The 18,414-nt window shown below is 62.8% G+C and carries 17 protein-coding genes; 1 reads left to right on the top strand and 16 read right to left on the bottom strand.

All coding sequences use genetic code 11. The features are described from left to right. Window positions 1-6 precede the first annotated feature (6 nt). The 4 genes from RIdsm_RS06785 to RIdsm_RS06770 form a co-directional block, all read right to left on the bottom strand. Entirely contained in the window at window positions 7-402 is a 396-nt protein-coding gene (locus RIdsm_RS06785; RefSeq protein ID WP_057814758.1) for a response regulator, read from the bottom strand. Window positions 403-425: 23 nt separating this feature from the next. Further along, window positions 426-3,755 carry an ATP-binding protein gene (locus RIdsm_RS06780; protein WP_057814756.1) on the bottom strand — a complete coding sequence of 1,110 codons (3,330 nt, stop codon included), beginning with the start codon at window positions 3,753-3,755 and terminating at the stop codon, window positions 426-428. Window positions 3,756-3,760: 5 nt separating this feature from the next. Then, a complete protein-coding gene (locus RIdsm_RS06775; protein WP_057814754.1) occupies window positions 3,761-4,039 on the bottom strand; it encodes a hypothetical protein in 279 nt (92 codons plus the stop codon). A gap of 205 nt (window positions 4,040-4,244) precedes the next feature. Further along, window positions 4,245-4,853: a flavin reductase family protein gene (locus tag RIdsm_RS06770; RefSeq protein ID WP_057814752.1), complete on the bottom strand. Its 609-nt coding sequence runs from the start codon at window positions 4,851-4,853 to the stop codon at window positions 4,245-4,247. Window positions 4,854-5,075: 222 nt separating this feature from the next. Between RIdsm_RS06770 and RIdsm_RS06765 the strand changes: the two genes are divergently transcribed. Further along, the gene (locus tag RIdsm_RS06765) at window positions 5,076-5,684 is read left to right on the top strand and encodes a MarR family winged helix-turn-helix transcriptional regulator (RefSeq protein ID WP_160325824.1); all 609 of its coding nucleotides are present in this window, start codon (window positions 5,076-5,078) and stop codon (window positions 5,682-5,684) included. A gap of 5 nt (window positions 5,685-5,689) precedes the next feature. Here RIdsm_RS06765 and RIdsm_RS06760 read toward each other — a convergent pair whose 3' ends face one another. The 12 genes from RIdsm_RS06760 to RIdsm_RS06705 all read right to left on the bottom strand — a co-directional run bounded on the left by RIdsm_RS06760 (window position 5,690) and on the right by RIdsm_RS06705 (window position 18,385). Next, window positions 5,690-6,652 (bottom strand): NAD(P)H-dependent flavin oxidoreductase, encoded by a 963-nt coding sequence (locus RIdsm_RS06760; RefSeq protein WP_057814748.1) that lies wholly within the window; start codon window positions 6,650-6,652, stop codon window positions 5,690-5,692. Then, the gene (locus RIdsm_RS06755; RefSeq protein WP_201455561.1) at window positions 6,652-8,271 is read right to left on the bottom strand and encodes an AMP-binding protein; all 1,620 of its coding nucleotides are present in this window, start codon (window positions 8,269-8,271) and stop codon (window positions 6,652-6,654) included. Before RIdsm_RS06755 ends, RIdsm_RS06760 begins: the two co-directional genes overlap by 1 nt. Next, window positions 8,264-9,028 carry an enoyl-CoA hydratase/isomerase family protein gene (locus RIdsm_RS06750; RefSeq protein ID WP_057814744.1) on the bottom strand — a complete coding sequence of 255 codons (765 nt, stop codon included), beginning with the start codon at window positions 9,026-9,028 and terminating at the stop codon, window positions 8,264-8,266. Before RIdsm_RS06750 ends, RIdsm_RS06755 begins: the two co-directional genes overlap by 8 nt. After that, window positions 9,025-10,203 (bottom strand): CaiB/BaiF CoA transferase family protein, encoded by a 1,179-nt coding sequence (locus RIdsm_RS06745; protein ID WP_057814742.1) that lies wholly within the window; start codon window positions 10,201-10,203, stop codon window positions 9,025-9,027. The genes RIdsm_RS06750 and RIdsm_RS06745 overlap by 4 nt, the downstream gene beginning before the upstream one ends. Continuing rightward, window positions 10,200-10,934, bottom strand: coding sequence for an enoyl-CoA hydratase/isomerase family protein (locus RIdsm_RS06740; protein ID WP_057814740.1), 735 nt, complete (start codon window positions 10,932-10,934; stop codon window positions 10,200-10,202). The genes RIdsm_RS06745 and RIdsm_RS06740 overlap by 4 nt, the downstream gene beginning before the upstream one ends. A gap of 31 nt (window positions 10,935-10,965) precedes the next feature. Beyond that, entirely contained in the window at window positions 10,966-11,895 is a 930-nt protein-coding gene (locus RIdsm_RS06735; protein WP_057814738.1) for a hydroxymethylglutaryl-CoA lyase, read from the bottom strand. Between the two features lie 2 nt (window positions 11,896-11,897). Next, window positions 11,898-12,716: an ABC transporter permease gene (locus RIdsm_RS06730; protein WP_057814736.1), complete on the bottom strand. Its 819-nt coding sequence runs from the start codon at window positions 12,714-12,716 to the stop codon at window positions 11,898-11,900. Continuing rightward, window positions 12,716-13,615 (bottom strand): ABC transporter permease, encoded by a 900-nt coding sequence (locus RIdsm_RS06725; RefSeq protein ID WP_236553200.1) that lies wholly within the window; start codon window positions 13,613-13,615, stop codon window positions 12,716-12,718. Before RIdsm_RS06725 ends, RIdsm_RS06730 begins: the two co-directional genes overlap by 1 nt. Continuing rightward, window positions 13,612-14,676 carry an ABC transporter ATP-binding protein gene (locus tag RIdsm_RS06720; RefSeq protein ID WP_057814734.1) on the bottom strand — a complete coding sequence of 355 codons (1,065 nt, stop codon included), beginning with the start codon at window positions 14,674-14,676 and terminating at the stop codon, window positions 13,612-13,614. Before RIdsm_RS06720 ends, RIdsm_RS06725 begins: the two co-directional genes overlap by 4 nt. A 100-nt stretch (window positions 14,677-14,776) precedes the next feature. After that, window positions 14,777-15,799 carry an ABC transporter substrate-binding protein gene (locus RIdsm_RS06715; protein ID WP_057814732.1) on the bottom strand — a complete coding sequence of 341 codons (1,023 nt, stop codon included), beginning with the start codon at window positions 15,797-15,799 and terminating at the stop codon, window positions 14,777-14,779. A gap of 29 nt (window positions 15,800-15,828) precedes the next feature. Next, complete coding sequence (locus RIdsm_RS06710; RefSeq protein WP_236553199.1) at window positions 15,829-16,962, bottom strand: zinc-binding dehydrogenase; 1,134 nt, start codon at window positions 16,960-16,962, stop codon at window positions 15,829-15,831. Window positions 16,963-16,975: 13 nt separating this feature from the next. Next, window positions 16,976-18,385: an NAD-dependent succinate-semialdehyde dehydrogenase gene (locus tag RIdsm_RS06705; RefSeq protein ID WP_057814731.1), complete on the bottom strand. Its 1,410-nt coding sequence runs from the start codon at window positions 18,383-18,385 to the stop codon at window positions 16,976-16,978. Window positions 18,386-18,414: the final 29 nt, after the last annotated feature.

Genomic DNA, 18,414 nt, shown 5'->3' with positions numbered 1-18,414 from the left:
CGCGTTTCAGGCAGCGTGCTCTTCTCGGGTCTCCCACATGGCAATGATCTGTTGACTGAGCGTGGTCGGGTCGAAGGGTTTCGGTATCACACCAAGATTGCAGGCTCCTTCCAATTCGCCCTTCGGAACGCCCAGAAGCTTCGCCGTCATGTAGATTGCGGGAATCCTCTGAAATTCCTGAAGCTTACGGATTTCCACAAGGGTTTCCGGCCCGGTCATCCCGGGCATCTGGACATCGATAAGTATCAGGTCCGGTTTGAAGCGCTGAATGCAAGCCAGACCCTTCTCACCACAGTCCGCCTGCTCGACCTCGAACCCACCGATCACTGTAAGGGCGATATCCGTGATCTCGAGAATTGCCGGGTCGTCTTCGATATGAAGGATTTTCGTTAGTTTTTCCATATCGTTTCCTCTTCAAACTTGCCTCATAGTGCGCCGGTTCTCTTCTGACCCGAAGCGCCGACCCGCCGCCGCGCGCGTGTCCTGCCACCACCCTCAGAGCTGGAAAACTTAGAAACGATTCCCAGCTCGCCATTTCGCTCATCACGCCGCCGGACCACAAGCGTAAACGGGAAGTCTTTCGGCAATGTCCCCTCGTTCAACGGCAGGACCGTTGCCGTTGCGGCTCCCTCGAATTGGTCCAACCACACCACGTAATCATGAGGGTTTTCCTTCAGGAGAACCAGTGCCTGATTGGGATCCGTAAAGAAGGGTTGGTCTTCGGCTATACCGGCGCCTGTCCAATTCCCATCGGGCACGATGACCACGGCTTTCAACGATGGATTCATTCCGGTTTCCCGATTGGCTTTGCCGGTCTCGTCGAGCCACGCCTGCACGAGCTCAAGGGTCTTTTCCACGTCCACGGCGCGGCCTTGCTCACCCTGTGACATCACGGTTTGGTCAACCAGCGCTACACCCCGGTTCTCCAGCAGACCCTCGCCTACAAGGTTCACGACGAACGCTCTCTGTTGTGGCCGCATCCAGTTGAAGACCGCCGACTGGCTGACGACTCCGCGCCCCTTGGCAATCTGCTCGACACTGACATGACCAACTTCCGTTTTGACGGTTGCACCATTAGCCCGCACGGCGGCAAGCAACCCTTCTAGAACCGTTTCGTCGGCCGCCGGAACGAATTCATCGCTCACGACTCCGGGCAGACGCGAAAAACCTGTCGCCTCGTTTGTGTCCGCAGCCGGAATTGCGATGGCCCGTTCCCCATCAAACTCTGGCAGGTCGACAAAGAACTCGGTGCCTTCGCCGACTTCACTGAAAAAGGAGACACTCCCTTCATGCTGATCCACGATCTGCCGGACGATGGCCAAGCCCAGCCCCGTTCCGCCTTTCGACCGGGTGTCAGAGCTGTCGACCTGGAAAAACTTGTCGAAGATCGCCGGCTGTGCCTTCTTGGGAATCCCGCTTCCAAAATCACGGATCGACAGTCGGACACGGTCTTTCAGCCGTGTCAGGGACACGATGATCTCGCTGTCCGGTTCGGAGAACTTCGAAGCGTTCGACATCAGATTGTCCATCACCTGACGAAGCCTGCCACGGTCTCCCAACGTCATGAACGGCGCATCAGACGCGTCGATATTCTCTTTGAACGTCGCTTTGAACTGGTTTGCATAGTGTTGATTTGCATCGACTGACTCGTGGACAAGCTCTACCAGGTCAAATGGCTCCATCTTGAAATCCAACTCGCTCGATTCCAGCTTCTCGAGGTCAAGGATGTCGTTGATCATGATCCGCAGTCGCTCGCAGTTCGTGTTTGCAAGCGTGACAAGGTCTCCGACCTTTTCGGGCATTTCGCCGACGGCCCCCGACAATGCCAGCCCCAGAGCCCCCTTGATCGACGTAAGGGGGGTGCGCAGCTCGTGGCTCACCGTGGCGATGAACTCGTTCTTGGCTCTTTCCGCAACCTTGCGCTCCGTGACGTCTCGGTACATGGCAACGATACGCGGTTCGTCTTGCGCAGGTTCACAATACTCCAGGCTGATTTCGTATGTGACGTCCCCTTTGCCGGCGGCTTCCCAGATCACCCGTCTTTGAGGCCCCTTCGAGATCGCCTCGCATCGCATTTCGAGGTGCTTGAAATCCTTGGCCGTCACAAACGCAGACGCGCTCTTTCCCTTCCAGTCGCCCCCCGTGCGCTCCTTGATCAGCCGTTGCTCCGCCGCGGCATTGCAGTACAGGATTTCAAGAGTTCCTGGGCGAATGACAACCACCTGGTCCTGCAAGAGCTCCAGGGTATTCTGGAACCTCTCCTCGGATACGCCTTTCCGTGTCTGGGTGACATCCGACGCGACCAGGGCAATTTCGCTCAATTCGTTCGTTGTCCGCGTGACAGGAATGAACGTGCATTGTACCCACGCAAAACCGCCATCCTCTTTTCTCAATTGCAGAGCGCCTTGCCAGGGTGCCCCGACTTCCATCGCCTTGACGATCTCGGTCTGAAGCAGGGCCCGATCCTTTTCGGTCAGCAATTCCGCGACTTGTGTTTCCACCAAGGCTTTGCGCGACCGCCCCAGGATATGCGTGAACCTTTCGTTCACGTGTGAGATCACACCAGTCGCGGACAACATGCAGAAGACAGTGTGCTCTTCGACGGCATTTCTGTAGAAGTTCTTTGATCGCGCTTCGGATTGCAGAACATTTCGCTGCTCCTCGGCAAGCTGACGATTGCGGCGAACCTCGTAGACGAGAAAGGCGACCGACAGCAGCGACAGGACAGCAATTGCCAGTATGGGGCCGCGGTAGGCCCGATAGATCCGCATGGCAGCCTGCTGAAAGTAATTCTCGTAGGGCCGCACCCGAAGCGAGATCAACAGGTCGTGGACCGACTTGTAGTTTTGCGGCGCCTGCCAGACATACCCTCCGGACGCCTCCGATTCCGGGCTGTCCGGGGTAAGCTCCAGCAGCGTATCTATGACATGCGCCAGCGCCGGCTCGGGCACGCTTTCCAATGCCGACAGAACCCATTCGGGGTACAACGGCGTGCTTGTCCAGAACGGATAAGCCTCGTATCGCCGCAAGTTCAGCGGGGCATAGTCGGACAGTTCAATGATACCGGCCTCCGCCAATTGTTCCAGAAGACCGGCGCGGACAATCCCAGCGTCCACCAGACCGGACTGAACGGCATAGACAGCTTCGCGTTCGTTCCCGCCGGAAAACAGCAGGTTGGAGAAAAAATCTTTCGGCTCCAGACCGGACTTTCGGAATTCCTGTTCTGCAAGCCACCAGCCCGCGAAATCGTTCGGCGCAACCGCCATGACGCGCTTGCCTTCCAGGTCGGAAAGCGACCGCGCCGTTTCGGACTGGCGAACGAATACGAGGGCGCCGCTCACATCAATGGCGGCGCCCTCCCACATGCGGGCAAGTGACAAGACCGCACGCGCCCCGTTTTCCATCTCAAACCCGGCGAACATGGATGGGTCGGTAAGCATGAGGTCGATGGCGCCGTTTTCAACGGCTTCGATAAGCGAAGAATGGGTATGCGGCTGCAACGCGAACTCGTATGGCAGGTTCGACCGCGCTGCTGATCTGTTCAAAAGGTCAGTGGTAGACTGCCAAGCCTCAAGCGCACGCGTGGCGCCCTCCAGGGCCAGGACGCCGATCGTCAGTGTCTGAGGCGGCGATGCTTCCTGACCGTCTTCCTGTGCAGACGCTACCGTCGCAAGGAAGCAGTTCAAGACAAGCGCAATCACGAGTGCCGCAAGCAGGCTGGCAAACGGGTAACGTATGCTTTTCTGCTCGCACATGTCGCTCAACCGCTCGCCCCGGTCGGAACGAAAAGTGCAGGGTTGTGACCAGTCGGGGTCCTGGGAAAATCCACGAAAAATCCGGGCACCCCGGCCACAGGGACCAGTCCACGCGGCCTGTGCGCATACGCCTGCTCTCGATTGAACGGAATATTCGATAAAGACTTTTTCTCCTCGAACGCCCCATGCTCCAGTTCCGGCAATCGCTGCGCAAGCCGCATACGCGCGTGCGCCAGCGTCGCGTCAATACTCGCGCCCGCCGCCAATTGCAGCCCGTTTGCCATCTGGCCCTTCCTTGCCTGTCATTCACTCAAATCTGTCGAGCGACGTTTATTATTTTTGTCGTTAGAGTGTACTGCTCTTCCTACAAAGCGCTCCGCGGATTAATTCAGCGTTAACGTTCGAGCCTGCCGCCAATGTTGACTGTGCTAATGTTGTGTGCCGGCAACACTTTTTTGAGGCGGAGCGCGAGCAAATCATGATCTGAAATTACAGTATCTGTGGGTCGGGACGATCCAGTTCCCATGTTTCGGTCACCGTCGCGTAGTCGAAATATCCCAGGCGCGAGACGGGCTGCGCCGCCTCGGTATCGAACCGGCGATTTCGAATGAACTCATCGCGAATGTGGGTTTGAACGACTTCTCCGATAAGGAAGTACCGGTCGAGCAGGGCCCCGAAACGGTCTTTCAATTGTGTCGCGGAAATCGTCACGCATTCCAGGGCCGCCGGCGCTTCTGCCACGAAGGGCGCATCTATTTCCACCGACTCTGCCTTGGTCAGCCCGGCCAGCTGAAATTCATCGACCTCTTCCTCCTCAGCCGAAGAGGTTACGTTCATATGCTGGACGAGCCCGGAACTGACGAGCGAAAATGTGAAGCACCCACGATCACGCGCGTTTGCAAAGGAGTGTTTCAACCCTTCGGATGCGAAGCCGATCATATTCGGTTTCGCGCATACCCCGCAGAAGAAGGAATACGGCGCAAGATTTGCCACGCCGCCTGCGCTCCGACTGCCGATCCAACCGATGGGGCGCGGGGTCAGGATGGCCTTGAACGGATCATGGTCCAGCTCGGGTGGAAGCGTATCTCCAAAGCGCATTCTGTCCTCCTTAAGCGACAGGGATGGAAATACTCAATCCAGATACAGGCGTCTACTATATAGTTGATTCATGCATCTTTAATGTCTTCTTGCCCCGCAGGATATCCCCTAAGGTCGATGTCGATCCCGACACTCAAGGCACTCGCCACTCTCGCCGCATATAATACAATCTGCATCCATATAGTTGACAAAGTACACTAATTGCACGCAATCTGTGTTCCATTGGCACTCCGCCGCCGTCGCGCAAAGGACAACGTCATCGACATGAAAAGTACGCCCGCCGAGACCAAGGCCCAGCCGCCCCTTGATGGAATAGGTGACGAATCCTCAGATGTCCGGCACCTGTTTTCCTACAATCTCCAAAGGCTGGCGTCTGTTTCATCAAGAATTGCAACGCGTTACATGCTTGATGATTTCCAACTGACCGTACAGGAATGGCGCGCTCTCGCCGTACTCGACTTTCTCGGCGATGCCCCGCTCTACATCCTCGCCCAGCGGGCCGGCATCCAGAAGAGCCAGACCAGCCGATTGATCGCGGACCTGTCGAAACGTGGCTACATTCAACGAAAACGCCACCCAAGCGACAAACGCAGCACCCTGCTTTCGCTGACTGAAACGGGTGCGGATCTTGTACAGCAGATCCTGACCCAGTCGCGCATTCGCAATCGAAAGATGCTGGATGGTCTCAGCGACGAGGAGCGCGTGCAACTCATGGCGCTACTCGGCAAGGCCATCAACTCGTCGTTCCGTTACCTCGAAGAACTCAAGCAGGACGACACGGACACCTACGAGGAAACCACCGAACCCGCGAGTTTCTTCGAAGAACTCTAGCCGTATCAGCCCACCGCCGACGGAAGCTCTTGCAGGGCGCGGACATAGTCAGACGCGATTTCCTCGACGACCTCCGCCGCCGGCATCACCCGGTCGACCAAGCCCGTGCTCTGGCCGGCCTCCAGCTTGCCCTCTTCGACATCCCCGTCGAACGCGGCCATCTTGAGGGTCGCGGCCATGAAAACGTCTTTCCGGCTCTCGATATCCGCCCCCTGCCCCTCAAGCTCAAGCATGCGCTCGGTGAACCTGTTGCCGATCGCGCGGATCATCCCCAGCCCGTTGCCGACCGTGCGCGTATCCGACACCCCGGCATTCAGCACCGCCTGCTTGTAACCGTCGGACACATTGGCCTCGGGCGTCGCCATGAACCGCGTGCCGAAATTGGCCGCCCCCGCGCCCAGAGACAGGGCCGCCAGAAGGCCCCGCCCATCCGCGAAACCGCCTGACGCAATCAACGGAATACGCCCTCCCGTGACCTTCGACACCGCGCGCACCAGAACGAGCGTCGATACCAGAGACGGCGGCGGATGCCCGCCCGCCTCGCCACCGACAACGACCAGACCGTCGACCCCGGCGTTCATGGCCTTGACGGCATGCTCCTCGCCGGCGACGACATGAATGCATTTCGTGCCGATCGCCTTGAACCGGTCGAGATACTTCTTCGGCCCGCCCTGCGAGGCGATGATCGCGGGGATGCGTTTCGCCTCGAGCAGGTCCAGCACCTCTTCCGCGCCCTTGCGATAGAGCGGCATGTTGACGGCGAAGGGCTTGTCGGTGCCGGCCTTGATTTCGTCGATGCACTGTTCCAGCGCGTCGATATACATGGGCCCGGCGGCCAGCACGCCAAGGCCACCCGCGCGGCTGACGGCAAGCGGCAGGGCCGTGCAGGACGAGGCCCATGACATGCCGGCCTGAAGGATCGGCAGGTCGATGCCAAGAAGGCGGGTGACATCCGTCTCGATCCGCATCAGGCCTTCTCCGACATGAGCGACCGGGCATGTTCGGCCAGCTTGCTTTTCTGGATCTTCGAGCTTGCCGTCATGCCGATATCCTCGAACCCGTCCACGAACCAGACATGCCGCGGGATCTTGAATCCGGCCATGTTCTGTTTCGCCCAATCGGCAAGCGTGTCGGCATCAAGCGTGTGGCCGTCGTTGAGAATGATGAACGCCGCACAGACCTCGACAAGGCGCGCATCGGGCACGCCGACGACCTGTGCCTGCCGGATCGCCGGGTGGCGATGGAGCAGATCCTCGACCTCTTCGGGCGAGACATTCTCGCCGCCCACCCTGACGATGTTCTTCAGCCGCCCGAGAAACGCCAGTCGCCCCTCGGCATCGAGTGCACCAAGATCGCCGGTCGACAGCCAACCCTCATCGCTCAGCGTCTCGGCTGTCTTTTCCGGCATGTCGAAATAAGCTTCCATCACCGACCAGCCGCGCACCTGGATCTCTCCGCGCCCGCCGGCCTGTAGCACCTCTCGGGTTTGCGGGTCGACGATCCGAACTTCGAGGCCCGGCTGCGGGCGCATCAGGCCGGCCGTTCTCACCTCCTCCGGCTCCCACCAGCAGGATTGCGCGATATTGGGCGACGCTTCCGACAGCCCGTAGCCCGAGACGCATTGCGTGGCCCCGAGTTCGCGAACGACTCGCTTCAGCACGGCCTGCGACCCGGCGACCCAGCCGCCTTTCAGCGTGAGCTTCCGGCTCGGCCGGTCGGGATGATTGAGCAGCATCAGCGCCATCGTGTCGTTGCCCGAGAAATGCGTGCATCGCTCGGCTTCCATCAGGTCCAGCGCCTCGGCGGCGTCGAACCGCGCCATGGTTACCAGCGTCACGGCATGTTGAAGGCACGCCATGATCGACAGCGACGTGCCGGCGACGTGAAAGAACGGCCGGGCCGAATGAAACCGGTCGCCGGCGCGAAGTCCCATGCGCTGGGCCGAAACGAACCCGTTCGTCAGAAGGCTGTGCTGACGCAGCATGACGCCCTTGGGGAAGCCGGTGCTGCCCGAGGTATACTGGATCAGGATGACATCGTCGGCGGCCGAGCTATCGGCGGGCGCGTCGGACATTTCCCCTTCGAACGCCGCCCAGCTTCGGGCCCATGGCGCGTCGGCGGTCCCGTTGAGAACGACCGTTTCCAGATCCGGCAGATCGGCGCAGGGAAGCGGGTCGTTTCCCAGAATCTCGCGCAGGATGGCGGTGAAATCGCTGCTCAGCAGGCTGTCCGTTGCAAAAAGGAACTTCGATCGCGACTGACGCAGGCAATAGGCGATCTCGGCGGCGCGAAGGCGCGTGTTGACCGGAACGGTCACGGCGCCGATCGTGGCCAGCGCCAGGAACAGGCCGTGGAACTGCACCCCGTTGCCGAGGCAGAGCGCCACGTGATCCCCGCGCCGCACACCCAGCGCATGCAGCGACCGGCAGAGGCGCCCGACATCCTCGGCCAGCTCGGCATATGTCCGGCGGCCGTCAGGTGCGACAATCGCCTCGACCTCGGGCGCCAGGCTGCGGGCCCGCGCCAGGGCCCCGGCGGCGGTGACCGGGCAAAGCAGCCCCTCTCGAATGGACGGCATGTCAGCCATTGCCCACCTCGTTGTTGAACCGTTCGATCCCCGCCCGCCAGTTGCTGTTGCTCAGCACCTGCCGGATCGCCCCCAGTTCGATCTCGATACCCGAGGCGAGGTCGGTCTGCCCGCCCTCGTCGACGGCCCGCTTCGTCAGCTGCATGGCAAGATGCGGCGCCCCGGCCACCTTGGCGGCAACCTCTCGGGCGGCGTCAAGAAACCCGTCGGCCGGCAGGATACGGGCCACCAGACCACGCGCATGGGCCTCCTCGACCCCCAGTTTCCGACCGGTGAAAAGCAGCTCCTTCGCGCTCGACACCCCGATCACGCGCTGCAGCCGCTGGGTCGCCCCGACAGTGCCCCATTGCGGCTCGGGAAATAGGAACGTCGCCTTTTCCGAGGCCACGATGAAATCGCTCGCCATGGCAATCTCGCCGCCCGAACCCACGACCGGCCCCTGCACCGCGCAGACCACCGGAAGCGGGCAGGTTTCGATGGACATGTACGCCTTGAAGGCGGCCTGACGGCGTGCAATCACCCAGGCCTCGTCGCGGCCGTTGCGCTCTTTCAGATCGGCGCCGGCACAAAAAACCGGCCCCTCGGAACGCAGCAGCACGGCACGGGTCTCTTCGCCCATCTCGAAGCCGGAAAAGACCTCGTGCAGCGCGTGACAAAGCTCGAGGTTCACGGCGTTGCGGGCGTCGGTCCGGTCGATGATCACCTCACAGACGGCCCCCCGCCGTTCCACCTTCACAAGGTCGGACTTCCCTGTCATGCGACCACTCCCTTGTCTCTCAATTCGCTCAATCTCGCATCCCCGACCCCCAGCGACCGAAGCACCGCGTCGGTATCCGCGCCCAGCCGTGGCGGCGCGAGGAATTCGATCGGGTCATAGCCCGAAAACCGGCCCGGCGTGGCGAGGCACTGCGTTTCCCCCCGGTCCGGGTCGTCGAACCCGGCAACCATCCCGCGGAACCGCGTATGCGGATCGCCGAGGATTTCCGGCACCGTGTTGACCTCTCCCGCCGGAACGCCGGCCGCGCGCAACGTATCGGCCAACTCGGCACGCGCATGGGGCAGGATCGCGGCCCGCAGCATCGACATGACCTCCTCCCGGCGCTCCACCCGCGCCGCGTTCTTCTCCATCCACTCCGGCGCATCGAGCGCCAGCACGTCGCAGATGGCCGGCCAGTGCTGGTCGCTTGCGGAAATGAAAATCCATTCGTTGTCGCGGCATTCGAAGGCCGCGCTTGGCACGCGGCCGAGATGTTCCGTCCCGGTCCGCGTCGGCTTGCGCCCCTGCGCGAACCACCACATGGCCGGCAGGCTCAACAGACTCACCTGCACATCCATCATCGCCAGATCGACATGGCAGCCGCGCCCCGAGGTCGCCCGCCCCAGAAGCCCGGTCATGGCCGCGATCACGATCCAGAGGCCCGAGGTCATGTCGGCGAAGGGCACGCCCACCTTGGCCGGCGGCCCGTCAGGATGGCCCGTGAGGTCGATGACGCCGGAAAGTGCTTGGAAAACAGTGTCGTACCCCTTGCGATCCTTGTAGGGCCCGGTCTGCCCGAACCCGGTGTTCGAGATATAGACCACGCCGGGATTGCGGGCGCTGACGGCCTCGTAGCCCAGCCCCAGCTTCTCCATCCCGCCGGGCAGGAAGTTCTCGACGATGACATCGGCCGCGGCGGCAAGATCGAGGGCGATCTCGCGGCCCTCCTCTGACCGAAGGTCGATGGCGACGGATTTCTTGCCGCGGTTGAAGGCACAGAAATAGGCGCTCTGGCCGCCCTCGAAGGCCGGTTCGAAGCTGCGGGATTCATCCCCGGTTCCGGGGCGCTCGACCTTGATGACCTCCGCGCCCTGATCGGCCATGATCTGCGTCGCCATGGGCCCCGCCAGCACGCGCGAGAAGTCGACGACCTTTATTCCGTCCAGCGGTTTCATTGCTCCTCCGTCCGGAAGGAGCGCATCAGCGCATTCGTGTCGCGCCCGGCGGCCATGGCCGCATCGAATGGCAGCTCGCCCACGCGATAGAAAAGCTGTTTCGTGGCGGCCATGGCCTTCGGGTTGATTTCGGCCCAGGCATTGGCGATCTCGATCGCCATGGGCAGCGGGTCGCCATCGACCACGCGGTTGACCAGCCCAAGCTCCTTCGCCTCGTCCGCGTCGATCAGGCGGCCGAGCGAGATCATCTCGAAGGCCGCCTTCCGGCCGAGGGCACGCTGCAACCCGGTCATCACAAGCGCCGGCACGATCCCGTGCTTGGTTTCGGGGTAGCCGAGTTTCAGACCGCGCGACGCCACGACCATGTCGCAGCCCAGTGCGATACCGGCCCCGCCGCCGACGGTCGCACCATGCACCGCGGCGACGACCGGGACGGGGGACTGGCTGGCCACCGATTGCAGCCGGCAGGTCAGGTCGGCCCGGGCGAGAACGCGGTCGGACTGATCCGGCGTCAGGTCCTTGAACTCCGACAGGTCGGCGCCCGCGCAGAAGCCCCGGCCTTCCCCGCGGATGACGGCGGCGCGCACCGACGGGGCAGACGCAAGGTCTTCCAACGTCGTCAGCAATTGCTGCGTCAGCGCGGTGTTGAGCGCATTCAGCTTGTCCGGCCGGTTCATGGTGATGATCCGGACGCCGTCGCGATCCTCTAGGTCTACCAATCTGTCGGTCATGCGCCCTTCCCTTGTCGAAATCCTGCCATCGTCACGCGGCCCGGCGCGGCAACAGCCCTGCGCGCGCCACCTTGCTGTCGAGCGGCCTGCCAAGCACACGCTCGCATTCTTCAGAGATCCGCATCATGCGATCCATATCGATCCCGGTCTCGTGGCCTTCCGCCTCGAAGAGCGAGACCAGATCCTCGGTCGCGACATTGCCTGTCCGCCCGGTCCCGTACTGAATTTCCGACGGGTGCCCGCCGACCCCGCCAAAGGCGCTGTCGAAATGGGTGGCCCCGCCCTCGAGCGCGGCAAGGCAGTTCGCGATGCCGGTGCCGCGCGTGTCGTGGAAATGCGCGACGCAGGTCGCCTCGGGCACCTCCCTGGCGAACCGTTCCCACAGCGCCCTGACCGCCGTCGGCGTGCCGGTGCCGACGGTGTCGCCCACCGTCACAATTTCGGCGCCCAGCGCGGCGAAACGCGCCACGTCCTCGACCACGCGGCCCGGGTCGACCGGGCCCTCGAACGGACAGCCCAGCGCCACCGAGATCACCCCGACGAGGCGGAACTTTCCGCCCGCAAGCCGCGCCATCTCTTCCACGCGGGCCCATTGCTCCTCGCGCGTCGCGCGCAGGTTTCTCTGCGAATGGCTTTCCGTGGCCGAGGCGAGGAAGCTCAGCTCGGTCGCGCCGTGGCCCTGTTCCAGATCCGCCAGCGCCCGTTCCACCGCCTTCGGGTTGGGACAGGTCGCCTTGTAATGCACGCCGTCGCGCCGCTTGATGCCCGCGAGAACCTCGCTCGCGTCGGAGAACCCGGGCACGCGCTTCGGATGGCTGTAACTCGTCGCCTCGATGCGCGGAAAGCCGGCCTCGGTCATGGCGTCGATCAGCGCGACCTTGTCGCCGGTGGCGACCTGAACGGTCTCGTGCTGCAGCCCGTCCCGGGCGAAACATTCGCAGATCACAAGCGGGCCCGTCATCCTCAGTGCTCCTGCGTTTCGTCGCGGCCGACGAAGAGGAAGACGATCATGCCGACGATCACCATGCCCACCAGCAACGAGGAGATGGCAGCGACAGTCGGGTCGACCTGGTCGCGGATGTTGGCGAACATCCGGCGCGTCAGCGTCTCGTTCTCGCCGGAGGACACGAAGAGCGCGACCACCACCTCGTCGAACGACGTCACGAAGGCGAAGACCGCGCCGGACATCACCGAAATCCGGATCTGCGGCAATGTGACCGACAGGAACGCCCGCAGCTCCGTCGCCCCAAGGCTGCGCGAGGCTTCGTGCAGCGCCATGTCGAAGCTGGCCAGCCCATTGCCAACGGCGATCAGCACGAAAGGTAGCGCCAGCATCGTATGGGCCAGGATGAGCCCGCCGATCGTGCCGTTCAGCCCGACCTTGGCGTAAACGAAGAACACGCCGACCGCGATCAGGATCAGCGGCACCAGCATCGGCAGGATGAAGATACCGCGCACGCCCGTGGCAAAGATGTCCGTGCGGCGGTGCAGCCCCCATGCCGCGGCCGTGCCGATGATCGTCGCGATGATCATCGTCGGCACCGCGACGCGCACGGAAACCCAAAGCGCGTTCAGCCATTCGGGCGAGCCGAGAAAGGCCCTGTACCAGCGCAGGCTCAGCTCCTTCGGCGGGAATTCGAGGTACTCGCCAGCCGAGAAGGACATCGGCACAACCAGCAGGCAGGGCACGACGAGGAAGATCATCACCAGGCCCACGACGATGTAGAGCCAGAGGCGCTGGCCGCGGGTGATCTGTGTGCGGGTGACGGGTTTCGACAGCATCACTTGGTCCCCCCTGCCCGGCGCAGCACGAACTGGACGGCCAGCAGCACCAGCGCCGTCGCGATGACCAGCACCACGCCCAGCGCCGACGCAGCCCCCCAGTTGCCGTAAAGCGAGATGTTGTCGGCGATCTGCATGGCCCACATATACGTCCGGCCACCACCCAGAAGCACGGGCGTCACGAAGAAGCCGAGGCACAACACGAAGATCAGGCCCGCACCGGAACTGAGTCCAGAAACCGTCTGCGGGAAATAGACCTGCCGGAACGCCTGTGCCGGCGTGGCGCCGCAATTGGACGCGGCCAGCATCAGCGAGGGGTCGACCGCCTTCATCGAGGCGTAGAGCGGCAGGATCATGAAGGGCAGCATCACGTGGATCATGCCGATGATCGTACCAAGTTCATTGTGGACCAGCGCCAGCGGCTCGTCGATGATGCCCCAGTTCTGAAGCCAGCCGTTGATCAGCCCCGTGCGCTGAAGCAGCACGAGCCACGCATAGGTCCGCACCAGAACCGACGTCCAGAACGGCAGCAGCACCGACAGCAGGATCACCAGCGAAAGCCGCCGCCCAGCCTGCGACATGAGGTAGGCGACCGGGTATCCGAGAATGGCGCAGCACACCGTCACGATGATGGCGATCCGGAATGTCGTGGTGAAGGTTCGCACGTAGATCGATTTGCCCATGCGCTCGTAGTTGGCCCAGCTCAGGTCGCCAGCGGCGTCGAAGGCTGAAAGCCAGAACAGCCACAGCACGGGCACCAGAAGGACCAGCGCGATCAGTACCAGGCCGGGAAAGGTCAGCGACGTCGCGCTGAACCGCTCCATGACTTCCTTGCGGCGCAGTATCCCGGCGTTCAGCTTGCCGGGGCTGCCTGAAGAGGACATTGCGTAATCGGTCATTGTCCTGCGTCCTCAACCAGGATCGTGCTGGATCGCTTGATCCAGAAGGAAACCTTGTCGCCAGGTTCCGGTATCTCGATACCGGCGGTGTGCGGGTTGCACCGCACTTCCACCGAATGACCTTCGGGCAGCGCGATATCGAGCAGATAGCTGTCGCCCTGGTAGATCACCTCGCGGGCCGTGCCCTCGATACGGTTCGCCTCGCCCTGTTGCGGCGCGTTCCAGGCCAGTTTCTCGGGCCGGATCAGCAACCACGCATCGTGGTCGCCGCTCCACGGCTCGCGCGTGACGATCGGATTGCCGAACAGACGTGCCGTACCATCGGAGATCTTGACCGGCAGGAACGAGGATTCGCCCATGAACTCGGCCACGAACCGGTTCGCCGGGAAATCGTAAAGCTGGCTCGGTGTGTCGAGTTGCATGAGTTTGCCGTTGTTGATCACGGCGATCCGGTCCGACATGGTCAGCGCCTCGCGCTGGTCGTGGGTCACGTAGACGGTCGTCGTCCCCAGCATCCCGTGCAGGCGCTTGAGCTCGATCTGCATATGCTCCCGCAGGTTCTTGTCGAGCGCGGAAAGCGGCTCGTCCATGAGCATCATGCGGGGCTCGAACACCATCGCCCGCGCCAGCGCCACCCGCTGCCGCTGACCGCCCGAGAGCGCTTGGATCGCCCTGTCGGCCAGGTGGTCCATCTTGACCGTGGATAGCGCCTCGGTCGCCCGGCGTTCCCGTTCGGATTTACCGAATTTCCTCAGCTTGAGCGGATAGGCCACGTTCTCCATCACCGTCATGTGCGGGAAAAGCGCGTAGCTCTGAAAGACCATGCCAACATCGCGGCGATGCGGCGGCAGTGTCAGGAATTCCTTGCCGTCAAGCTGCACGCTGCCGCTACTCGGCCGGGTGAAACCGGCCAACACATTGAGAAGCGTCGTCTTGCCCGACCCCGAGGGTCCAAGCAGGGTGATGAATTCGCCGGGCTCGATATCGAAGCTCACTTCGTCGAGCGCTACGAAGGCCCCGTAATTCTTGCTCACTTCGCGGATTGCGACCTGACCGGGCATGTCGTTTAACCTTTTCTGGGTCTGATTGGGTCGGAGCATGGTCCTTCCCTGGCTGCCCGGCAACCATGTGCCGGGCAGTGTTCCGAAGATGCGACGGGCCTTACTGGACCATCATCATCTTGTACTCTTCCTGAACGTCGGCGGCATGCTCGGCCCACCAGTCCACGTCGAGGATAAGCTGCTTCGAGGCGTTCTCGGGCGCGGTGTTCGACGCCTTCACCACGTCCTCGGGCGCCTCGGTCAGTTCGAACGCCTTCTGGTTCGCCGGTCCGTAATAGGGCATCTCTTCGGGGATGCGGGCCTGCATCTCGGGCGACACGACCAGCGAGATCAGCTTCTGCGCCGCCTCGACATTGTCCGAGCCCTTCAGAATGGCAAGGCAACCCGTGCCGAGAATGCCGTCCTCGTAGGTATAGGCCACCGGCGCACCGTTGTTGATGACCCCGGTCACCCGGCTGCCCCAGATCGCCAGCATGTCAACCTCGCCATCGGCGATGAGCTGCGCCGACTGCGCGCCCGACGTCCACCAGACGTCGATATTCGGCTGGATCTTCTCGAGCGACGCGATCGCCTTGTCGATGTCGAGCGGATAGACGTCTTCCTTGGCCACGCCCGAACCGAGGATACCGATTTCCATCATCTCCTGCGGATAGACACCCAGCGCGCGCCGGCCGGGGAAGTCTTCGATATTCCAGAAATCGACCCAGTTTTTGGGCGGGTTGTCGCCATAGGTATCGGTGCGGTAACCCAGCACGACCGAGTAGGAGTTGATCGAAATCCACTCGTCGCCACGCGACGCCTCGTCGATGCCGCTGGCGTCGATCACGTCGTAATCGAGCGGTTCGTAAAGTCCTTCGCGCGCCCCTACGGCGCAGTTGTCGGCGCCCAGGTGCACGATATCCCAACCCGGATTTCCGGATTGAACCTGCACGCGCACACCGGCGATGCCGTCATGGCTTTCCTGCCGAAGGTCGATCCCGGCCTGTTCCGCCGAGGGAATCCACAACGTCGAGGCAAGATCCTCCTGCACCTTGCCTCCGAAGCCTGCGATCGTCAGTTCCTGTGCGGACGCGGCGCCCGCCACCATCATCGGGATAAGCCCCGTAATCAGTACCTTCTTCATGGTTTCCTCCCTATTGAAGATATGGATGGTTAGTCGAATGTGATGACCTGACGCGTCACCGCCCCCGCGGCGAGCTTGTCAAAGCCCTCGTTGATCTGATCCAGCTTCAAAGTCCCCGAAAGCAGCTTCTCGACCGGCAACCGTCCCTGCCGAAACAGGTCGAGATAGCGCGGCACGTCGCGCGGCGGCACGCTCGAGCCGAAATAGCTGCCCTTGACCGTGCGTTCGCCGGCCACCAGCGACACCGGCGGCAGGTTCCAGATGGTATCGTTCCGGGCCAGGCTTGCGGTGACGGTCGTGCCGCCGCGGCGGGTGATGGCATAGGCCATCTCCATCGTCGACGGCACGCCGGCCATTTCCAGCGCGTATTGAACGCCGCCCTTGGTGTGCTCGAGAACGGCCTCGACACAGCCTTCGTCGCGCGCGTTGAAGGTCGCCGTCGCGCCCAGCTCCCGCGCCTGGGCCAGCTTGTCCTCGTTCACGTCGATCCCGATGATCTCGCGCGCCCCGCAGGCCCGCGCCATCATGACCGAGGACAGCCCGACACCGCCAAGCCCGACAACGGCCACCGTATCCCCGACGCCCACACCGGCCGAGTTCGCCACCGCCCCGCCGCCCGTCAGGATGGCACAGCCGAACAGTGCCGCATGGGTCGGCTCGACCGGATCGTCCACCTTGATCAGCGAATGACGCGACACCACGACCATCTCGGAAAAGGCTGAAAGCCCCGCCTGATGATGGATGTCCTGGCCCTTGTAATGCATCCGGCGATGACCGGACAGAAGCGTGCCCGCCCCGTTGGCCTTCGTCCCCTCCTCGCACAGAACCGGGCGCCCATCGATGCATTCCGGGCAATGGCCACAGCGCGGCATGAAGGAAAAGATCACCTGGTCGCCGGCGGACAGGTCGCTGACGCGGCCGCCGGTCTCCAGCACCTCGCCACAGGCCTCGTGCCCGAGAACCATCGGCATTTCCTTGGGCCGGTCCCCGCTGACGAAGCTCAGGTCGGTATGGCACAGCGCCGCGGCCGTCACCTTGACCAGGACCTCCTCGTCGCCCGGCGGCGTCAGGTCGATCTCGGCAATCTCGATGGGCCGGCTGTTGGCATAGGGGCCTTCGATCCCCTGCTTGAGCAACAGCGCGGCTTTTGTCTTCAGGCTCATTCCAACGTCTCCTTCACGCCGCGGCGCTGACGAATTTCGTCGTGACAAAGGCATCCATGCCCTCGACGCCGCCTTCGCTGCCGTAGCCACTTTCCTTCATGCCCCCGAAGGGCGTCTCCGGGCTGGCGATGCCGAAATGGTTGATCGACACCATGCCCGCCTCGAGCCCCCGGCTCAGCTGGTCCACCGTGCTCTGCGACGTTCCGAAAGCGAAGGCCGCCAGCGCATAGGGCAGCGCGTTCGCCTTCTCGATCGCCGTCTCGAGCGAGGAAAACGGCAGGATCGGCGCGATCGGGCCGAACGGCTCGTCGACCATGACCTGCGCGTCCTCCGGAATCTCGGTCAGTACGGTCGGCTCGAAGAAATTGCCCTTGTTCCCGATCCGGCGGCCGCCGGTCACCAGTTTTGCCCCGCGATCGACGGCATCCGCAACGAAACCCTCCATCGCATCGAGCCGCCGGGCGTTGGCCAGCGGGCCCATCTGCACACCGTCATCGAACCCGGCCCCGACTTTCAGCTCCTTCGACGCGGCCACGAACCCGTCCACGAACCGCTCGTAATGCGCGTCGTGGATATAGAAGCGCGACGGCGCGGCGCAGACCTGACCGGCGTTGCGATACTTCAGCGTCGCCGCCAGCTTCACGGCGGCATCGACATTGGCATCCTCGGCCACGACAAAGGGTGAATGCCCGCCCAGTTCCAGCGTACAGCGCTTGACGTGGCGCGCGGCGATCTCGCCCAGCGTCTTGCCCACCGGGATCGAACCGGTGAACGACACCATGCGCACCGGGTGGGCGGGGATGAGATACTCCGACACCTCGTTCGGCACGCCATAAACGAGGTTCACAACCCCATTCGGTACGCCGGCATCCTCGAAACACCGGACCAGCTCGGCGCAGCTATAGGGCGTCTCCTCGGGGCACTTGATGATGATCGTGCAGCCCGCGCCAAGCGCGCCGGCAATCTTGCGCACGGCCTGGCTGACGGGGAAGTTCCATGGCGAAAACCCGGCCACGACCCCCAGCGGCACCTTGTAGGCGATCTGCTGAACATTCGCGGCGCGCGCCGGTATGACCCGGCCATACATGCGCCGCCCCTCTTCGGCCGCCCAGTCAATGTGATCGCCCGAGCCTATGACTTCGCCCTTCGCTTCCGCAAACGGCTTGCCCTGTTCGCTTACCATCAGCCGGCCGATGTCTTCGGCCCGCTCACGCAGCAGATCGGCCGCCTTGCGTAACATGGCAGACCGCTCATACGCGGATGTCTGCGACCACGATTTGAAAGCTGTCTCCGCGGCCTCCAGCGCACGATCCAGATCGGAAGGTCCCGAAATGGCGACGGCCCCAACCGTCTCGCCCGTCGCCGGATCCAATACCTCCGCCGATCCGTTTTGCCCATCGCACCATTCGCCGGCAATGAACATTTGAGCTGGCTTAACCACGTCTGTCCTCC

Source organism: Roseovarius indicus, assembly GCF_008728195.1.
Classification (GTDB): Bacteria; Pseudomonadota; Alphaproteobacteria; order Rhodobacterales; family Rhodobacteraceae; genus Roseovarius; species Roseovarius indicus.
Note: the sequence above shows the minus strand (reverse complement) of the source record. Positions and strands in the feature narration are given on the sequence as shown.